At 39.7% G+C, this 7,778-nt stretch carries 7 protein-coding genes; 2 read left to right on the top strand and 5 right to left on the bottom strand.

Going from position 1 to position 7,778, the window contains the following annotated elements:
• Both ENH88_RS06155 and ENH88_RS06150 read left to right on the top strand, forming a co-directional pair.
• Positions 1-1,070: adenylate/guanylate cyclase domain-containing protein (locus ENH88_RS06155; RefSeq protein WP_304180717.1), on the top strand; the 1,070-nt coding region annotated here is incomplete at its 5' end.
• Positions 1,042-2,703, top strand: coding sequence for an HD domain-containing phosphohydrolase (locus ENH88_RS06150; protein ID WP_304180715.1), 1,662 nt, complete (start codon positions 1,042-1,044; stop codon positions 2,701-2,703). The genes ENH88_RS06155 and ENH88_RS06150, both read left to right, overlap by 29 nt.
• 281 nt (positions 2,704-2,984) lie before the next feature.
• Here the strand turns inward: ENH88_RS06150 and ENH88_RS06145 are convergent, their stop codons facing one another.
• The 5 genes from ENH88_RS06145 to ENH88_RS06125 all read right to left on the bottom strand — a co-directional run.
• Complete coding sequence (locus tag ENH88_RS06145; RefSeq protein ID WP_304180713.1) at positions 2,985-4,412, bottom strand: NAD-dependent succinate-semialdehyde dehydrogenase; 1,428 nt, start codon at positions 4,410-4,412, stop codon at positions 2,985-2,987.
• Positions 4,413-4,660: 248 nt separating this feature from the next.
• Entirely contained in the window at positions 4,661-4,999 is a 339-nt protein-coding gene (gene fdx, locus ENH88_RS06140; RefSeq protein WP_007586379.1) for an ISC system 2Fe-2S type ferredoxin, read from the bottom strand.
• Positions 5,000-5,010: 11 nt separating this feature from the next.
• The gene (hscA, locus tag ENH88_RS06135) at positions 5,011-6,873 is read right to left on the bottom strand and encodes a Fe-S protein assembly chaperone HscA (protein WP_076925405.1); all 1,863 of its coding nucleotides are present in this window, start codon (positions 6,871-6,873) and stop codon (positions 5,011-5,013) included.
• A 41-nt stretch (positions 6,874-6,914) separates the two neighbouring features.
• Positions 6,915-7,442 carry a co-chaperone HscB gene (gene hscB, locus ENH88_RS06130; RefSeq protein WP_024598032.1) on the bottom strand — a complete coding sequence of 176 codons (528 nt, stop codon included), beginning with the start codon at positions 7,440-7,442 and terminating at the stop codon, positions 6,915-6,917.
• Positions 7,443-7,537: 95 nt separating this feature from the next.
• Positions 7,538-7,778, bottom strand: a 241-nt coding sequence (locus tag ENH88_RS06125; RefSeq protein WP_304180705.1) for a HesB/IscA family protein, incomplete at its 5' end; no start/stop codon positions are given.

Raw genomic sequence — 7,778 nt, 5'->3', positions numbered from 1 at the left:
TTAGCCACGGTAAGAGCGCACGTTTTATTATTATTTTGTCTCTTATAGTCACAAGTGTCGTTATATTTTCAAACGTTTATTTATGGTCAGTACAAAAAATTAGTTTACCTTTATTAATGCCTCTTTTACTCATCATTATATTAGCGGGTTACTACATCATTGTTGGATCTATCGCTGAGATGAAGCACAGCCGAAAAATAAAATCGATGTTTGACCAATATGTACCTCCTGAGCGTATAGACCAAATGATATTACAAGGTAAAAGTTTATCTCAAAAAAGTGAGCGAAAAAATATGACGGTGCTATTTGCCGACATCCGTAGCTTCACTTCTTTATCCGAAAGTATGTCACCTCATCAATTAAGCGACTACTTAAACGAATATCTTACAGCTATTACCAAAATCATATTTGATCATAACGGAACTATTGATAAGTACGTAGGCGATATGGTGATGGCATTTTGGAACGCCCCACTAAAAGATGAAAACCACGCTCGCCATGCTGTTGAAGCCGCAATGGCTATGATAAACGGGTTAACGCAAATAAATCAGTTATTTGCAGAAAGCAGCCAGCCTGCAATAAAAATTGGTATAGGCTTAAGTACTGGCGACATGAATGTAGGTGATATGGGATCGGTTTACCGTAAAGCCTATACAGTTCTTGGTGATACTGTTAATTTAGGTGCTAGAGTAGAAAGCTTGACCAAATTTTACGGCGTAGCTATTCTTGTTACAGAAGAGACTATGAAGGAATGCCCTCATATTTCATTTCGTTTAATAGATAAAGTGCAAGTTGTCGGAAAAACAACGGCGGTACAGTTGTTTGAGCCTATAAACTTTATAGATAAGCTCGATGAAGAGCAGTTAAATGAAGTTGAAAAATCACAGCAAGCCATAACTCTTTTTTATAATAAAAAATGGCCACAAGCACTTAGTTTATTTAAAGAACTACAAAGCACGACCGTATTTAGCTCTGACGTTTATGGTATTTTTATCGAACGTATTAAGGGCACTGATTTGCAAACACTCGCTAAGGATTGGAATGGTGCCTTCAAACATACTAAAAAGTAGTAAACATATGCGACAGCACATTATAGATAAAACAAATCTTCAGCATTTTATCGATATTAGCATTAGGCTAACAACAGAAAAAAATTCGTCTAAGTTACTTGATGAAATACTGCAAGTTGTGATGTCGATAGCAAATTCTGATGCTGGCAGCATTTACTCGATTACCCCAAACAAACAACTCAAGTTTGAAACGGTAATAAATAAATCATTGAATCTCTATTTAGGTGGCACTTTAGGGAGCCCTGTTGATTTTCCTAATATAGATCTTTTTATTGATGGCAAACCAAATGAAACAGCTATTGTTGCTCACTCCGCAAACTCTGGCGAAGTGATTAATATTCCTGACGTGTATGATGCCCTGCCCTTTGATATGAGCGCAGCTCGCAAAATGGATGCACGCACGGGTTATCGCTCTGAGTCCATGCTAACAATTCCCTTGAAAGATCATGAAGATGATATTATTGGTGTCATTCAGCTTATAAATGTTAAAGACGAGCAAAATAAAAATATTCCTTTTAGTGAAGAACTCGCCACTTTAATTCGATCTTTTGCCTCTCTAGGCGCTATTTCATTAACTAACTCAACACTGATTAAGGGAATGGAAGATCTTTTTTCAACCTTCGCTGAAACAATTGCAATGGCAATAGATGAAAAATCACCTCATACCGGCGGCCATTGTAAAAGAGTGCCAGCGCTCACATTAATGTTAGCTGATGCAGTCCATGATATAAATAAAGGCCCATTGGCTTCATTTTCGATGAGTGAAGCTGACCGCCATGAACTTGATATAGCAGGCTGGTTACATGACTGTGGGAAAATCGCGACTCCCGATCACATTATGGAAAAGTCGACAAAACTAGAAACTATTTTTGATCGAATAAAATATGTAGATGCTAAATTTGAAATAATTAGCCGAGATTTAAAAATAGCGTATCAGCAAAAAATCATCTGTGCGATGAAGCTGCAAAAACCTATCGAAGTTCAACAATTTGAACGACTACTTGATACCGAACTTAAACAGTTGGCATTAGACCGTGCATTATTACAGCGTGTGAATGTAGGAGGCGAGTTTTTAGGTGATGCAGAACTTGAGCACATTGAACGCATTGCAAACAAATACCAACTCGTTATAAATGATATTAATACACCATTGCTCTCAGCTGATGAAGTTGAAAACTTAACAATACGAAGAGGCACGTTAACCGAAGCCGAACGTGAAGTAATGAAGCGTCATATGGATGTAACTAAAAATATTTTAGATGCCCTACCGTTCCCTAAACACTTAAGCAATGTTACTGAATATGCTTTAGGTCATCATGAAAAACTTGACGGTACTGGTTACCCTAGAGGTTTAACCAAAGAGCAAATGTCGGTGCCTGCAAGGTTAATGGCTATTACGGATATTTTTGAAGCGCTATCTGCGGTAGACAGGCCTTACAAAAAAGCAAAACCGGTCAGTGAGTGTTTATTTATTTTGGGGTCAATGGTTGCTAAAAATCATCTTGATGCTGATATTTTTGCTATTTTTATTGAGTCACAAGTTTATAAAAATTACATCAATGAGTATGCAAATCCTGAGCAGTTAGATGAGATAGATTTTGATAACTTACCAGGCTACACACCTATAAGTTAATAGCTATGAAAGCGCATTTCCATCTAAAAAGCTTTATTGCAAACAAAACTATTCAAACAAAAAAATGCCACCTTACGGTGGCATTTACACACGGGGTTATTTCTACTTATAGAAATCCTTTTACTTTTTATTTGTTTTTTAGTGTTGTTTTATTAACAAAAAATATGGTCATAAAGGTAGCATTAAGCGCTTTATGTAGCAACCGTAAAAGAAAAAGTTCATTTTTCTGCCATATTTCTGAAATAAACCAAAACGCAATTAAATTCGCTTCTAAAAAACAGCTATATCTTTATACACACGTATTTTTCTTCTAGGTATTCATCAAGCCCTTGATGCCCGCCTTCGCGGCCTAAACCTGATTGCTTAACGCCACCAAATGGTGCAACTGGGTTGGATATAACACCTTCATTTACGCCGACCATACCAAATTCAAGCCCTTCACTAACTCGGTAGACTTGCTTAATATTTTGGCTGTAAAAATAAGCAGCTAGACCAAATGGTACATCGTTAGCCAAGGCAAGCACTTCGCTTTCTTCGTCAAAAGGAATAACCGTTAATACTGGACCAAATACTTCTTCGTGGTAAATATCCATCTCGGTAGTTACGTTATTTACTATTAATGGGTTTTGAAAGCTGCCACCTAAGTCACTATTATCGCCAATCAACGTAGCGCCTTTATCGAGTGCGTCTTGTACTAACTGTTGTACTTTCTCTTTGGCTTTAGGATAAATGAGTGGACCAATATCGACATCGTCTTCAAAACCATTTGCCACTTTTAACGCTGCAACCTTAGGGGTGATTTTTGAAAGTACTTTATCGAGAATATTACGCTGTATAAAAATACGGTTTGCTGCAACACATGCCTGCCCACTATTTCTAAATTTAGCCGCCATTAATCCTTCGACTGCTTCATCTAAATCTGCATTATCAAAAATAATAAAAGGAGCATTACCACCGAGCTCCATTGATGTACGTTTAATTGTGTCTGCACATTGCGATAGTAACTGCTTACCTACACCGGTAGAGCCGGTAAATGTAAACTTACGCACGACTTCTGAATCAGTCAGCATTTTACCGACTGTTTTAGCATCTTGTGATACGAGTACGTTAAATGCACCTTTAACAAAACCAGCTTGATCGGCCAGATAAGCAAGTGCAATAGCACATAGTGGCGTGTGTTCAGAAGGTTTAAGTATAAAACTACAGCCCGCAGCGTAAGCTGGAGCTACTTTACGAGTAACCATAGCAACAGGGAAGTTCCAAGGCGTTATACCCGCTACAACACCTACAGGCTGCTTAAAACTAGTTAAACGATGCGAGTTATCTGTTGGCGGAATTACATCACCGTAACTGCGCTTAGCTTCTTCTGCAAACCATTTGATAAAACCAGCACCGTAATCAATTTCGCCAAGGGATTCTTTAAGCGGCTTGCCTTGCTCTTTGGTCATTAGCTCTGCAAGTGTTTGTTTGTGCTTTATAACTAGCTCATACCAGCGCATTAACGTTTCGCTTCGCTCGGTCGCATTCGTAGTTTTTAACTTAACAAAAGCCCCTTGAGCTGCAGTTATTGCGCTATTTACACCCTGCTCGTCAATATCGCTTACATCAACAATACTTTTTTCGGTCGCGGGATCGTTAACGCTAAAGTGCGTGTCTGTTTTATAAAACTCGCCGTTAATAAATGAGTCAGAAAAAATAAGATTACTCAAAATACACCTCCGAAATAGATTTTAGGGATTGGGTTGAACTCGTAGCAGCGGGTTTAACCCGCATTTATATAATCTAAAAAATACGTGATCATTTTGATGTTCAAGTTTGAGATTAGAAAAATTTAACTTAAAACGTTTGATATTTAAAAACGCGACATAAAGTCGCTGCTACGTGTTTATAAATGCTTTCTTGAAACAAAAAAGCCGCTGTATCAAACAGCGGCTTTTAATATATACATCGTTAAAAACTAGTGCTCTTCATTAACGATATTGAGATTGTACTTAGGTATTTCAACCACCAAGTCCTCATCTCTTATAATTGCTTGGCAACCAAGACGTGACTCAGGCTCTAAGCCCCATGCTTTATCTAGCATGTCATCTTCTAGCTCATCACTTTCTTGTAGTGAATCAAATCCTTCACGAATCACTAAATGACACGTAGTACATGCACACGACTTTTCGCAAGCATGCGCAATGCTAATACCATTTTTAAGCGCAGCGTCGAGTACTGTTTGGCCTGTAGGTGCTTCGATTGCAGCGCCGTCAGGACATAATTCAGGATGTGGAAGAAAAACAATTTGTGGCATTCTAATCTCTCTTAAATGTTGTCTACTGACTGCCCTGTAAGGGCTTTTTTAATTGATGCATCCATTCTGCGCGATGCAAAGTCGCTACTCGCATTATCGACTTTTTCGATAGCTGCTTTAATTTCGCCAGGCTCTTGTGCATTTTCGCGCACTTTTACCAGTTCTGCAATTTCAGTGCGTAAGTTAGCTAGTTGCATATCATCAAGCAATGCACCATCAGCTGCAAGTGATGCATTAAGCGCTTCTATTACACGCAGTGCTTCTACTTGTTGCTCTTTGAGCATACGCGCTTGCATATCGCCTTTCGCGTTACTCATTGACTCTTTTAGCATGTTAGCTACTTGGTCGTCAGATAAACCAAACGAAGGCTTAACTTGAATTTCAGCTTGTACGCCTGTTGATTTTTCCATTGCAGATACACTTAATAAACCATCTGCATCTACCTTAAAGGTTACACGAATATGCGCAGCGCCTGCCGCCATTGGTGGAATGCCTTTTAAGCTAAACTTAGCAAGCGATCGACAATCATCAACAAGCTCACGCTCACCTTGCAGCACATGTAATGACATGGCTGTTTGGCCGTCTTTGAACGTTGTAAACTCTTGCGCGCGTGCTACCGGAATCGTCGTATTGCGTGGAATTATTTTTTCAACCAAACCGCCCATAGTTTCAAGGCCTAGCGACAACGGCAATACATCAAGTAATAACATGTCAGAATCAGGCTTATTGCCAATTAACACATCAGCCTGAAGCGCAGCACCTAAAGCGACAACACGATCAGGGTCGATTGAAGTTAGCGGCTCTTTATCAAAAAAGCTTTGTACTTGGCTACGTACTAGTGGCATACGGGTTGAACCGCCCACCATAATAACTTGCAGTACTTCGTCGTTTTCTATGCCAGCATCTTTTACAGCACGACGACACGAACGCAGTGTTTTTTTAACGAGAGGCATAGCCATTTCGTCAAACGTTTCGCGTGTTACTTCTACTGTGTATTTTTGATCGTCAAACTCAAGACCCACGTTTACTTTGGCGTATTGGCTTAGTGCTTCTTTACAGGCCTTTGCTTTATTAATGAATAAACGTAAAACTGAAGGTGATAAAGATGAGACACCCGTTTGCTGCTTAAAGTAATCAACTAGTAATGAGTCAAAGTCATCACCACCGAGGCTTGAGTCGCCGCCAGTGGCCATTACTTCAAACACACCCTGGTGTAATCTAAGTACTGATATATCAAATGTACCACCGCCTAAGTCGTAAACAGCAATAATACCTTCTTGGCCAGAATCTAAACCATAAGCAACCGCTGCTGCTGTTGGCTCATTTAATAAACGTAGTACGTTAATACCAGCAAGTTCTGCGGCATCTTTAGTACTTTGGCGCTGCGCGTCATCAAAGTACGCAGGCACTGTAATTACAGCCCCTAAAATTTCTTGATTACCAAAGCTTTGCTCAGCACGTGATCTTAATGCAGCTAAAATATGGCTTGATGCTTTAATTGGGCTGATTTTGCCAGCCGCAGTTTCTATTGCTAGCGCACCATTGTCTTCACAAAACTCATACGGTAATTGGCCATAACTTTGCTCTATTTCAGCCTGAGTTTTGCCTAAAAAACGCTTAACCGAAATAAGTGTATTAGCAGGATCTTGCGTTGCTGCTTGTGCAGCCTCTGCGCCAACAGTAATACCGCCTGCTTGATAACGAACAACCGACGGTAACATAGCCGCGCCAAGATCATCAGTTAACGTGCGGGCTTCGCCACTTTGTACTGTTGCAACTAATGAATTGGTTGTACCAAGGTCAATACCAATAGCTAGTTTATGTTCGTGTGGTGCCGCGCTCTGCCCCGGCTCAGCAATTTGCAATAATGCCATAATGCTCTTTAAACTCGTGTTGCTCGCTTTGCAGCAAGTAATTAATCGTCAAATAAACTGTCTTCAATGCGCTCTAGTTCGTCACGCAACTTATAAACAAACTTCAGTTTACGAATATTATCTGCGGCAAGTTGATATTGCTGCTCATCGTTACTTGCTAGTTGCTCGGCAAGTTGTGCACTGTACTGCGCGTTTAGTTGCTTAATTTGTTTTTCAAAATTTGCAATCGCAGTATCAGGATCGCTTGATGATGTTAGCTCTTCAAGCTCTTCGCGAAGTTCCATTTGCTGCATTAAAAACATTGGATCTTGCAAGGTTTGCTGCTCTGCACGAATATCAACGCCTAGCTCGCTCAACATATATTCAGCACGCTTTACTGGGTGCTTTAATATTTGTAGCGCATCGTTAATTTCGGCGGCGCTTTGCACAGCCATTAACTTATCGCGGCTGCTCGCATTCGCGTGGCGATCTGGATGTACAGTACGTTGTAATTCCAAGTAGTGCTTGTTAACTGTTACTAAATCAATATTGTAGTCAACTGGTATTGCAAATAACTCAAAATAGCGCATAACTTCAACCAATAAAATTCAGAAATTAATTTCAAAAATAACAAAGCCCTACATTAACTGGCAGGGCTTATTTATACTACAAAGATATTTAAATCTTAAACGGTAAAGCTTTCGCCACAACCACACTCATCTGCTTGGTTAGGGTTTCTAAATTTAAACCCTTCATTTAAGCCTTCTTTAGTGTAGTCGAGCTCTGTGCCGTCGATGTAAACTAAGCTTTTAGCGTCAACAATTAATGTGACACCTTTAGCCGCAAAAGTTTCATCGTCTTCGTTTAAATCGTCAACAAACTCAAGTACATAAGCAAGACCTGAACAGCCCGTCGTTTTAATGCCA

This window comes from Pseudoalteromonas prydzensis, assembly GCF_011050055.1.
GTDB classification, from domain to species: Bacteria; Pseudomonadota; Gammaproteobacteria; order Enterobacterales; family Alteromonadaceae; genus Pseudoalteromonas; species Pseudoalteromonas prydzensis_A.
This window is presented reverse-complemented; position numbering and strand designations above follow the sequence as displayed.

What these genes read in the sequence shown, in the direction of transcription:
- ENH88_RS06150 (WP_304180715.1), top strand. Translation starts at nt 1,042, where the DNA reads ATGGTGCCTTCAAACATACTAAAAAGTAGTAAACATATGCGACAGCAC.
- fdx (WP_007586379.1), bottom strand. Translation starts at nt 4,999, where the DNA reads ATGCCACAAATTGTTTTTCTTCCACATCCTGAATTATGTCCTGACGGC.
- hscA (WP_076925405.1), bottom strand. Translation starts at nt 6,873, where the DNA reads ATGGCATTATTGCAAATTGCTGAGCCGGGGCAGAGCGCGGCACCACAC.
- hscB (WP_024598032.1), bottom strand. Translation starts at nt 7,442, where the DNA reads ATGCGCTATTTTGAGTTATTTGCAATACCAGTTGACTACAATATTGAT.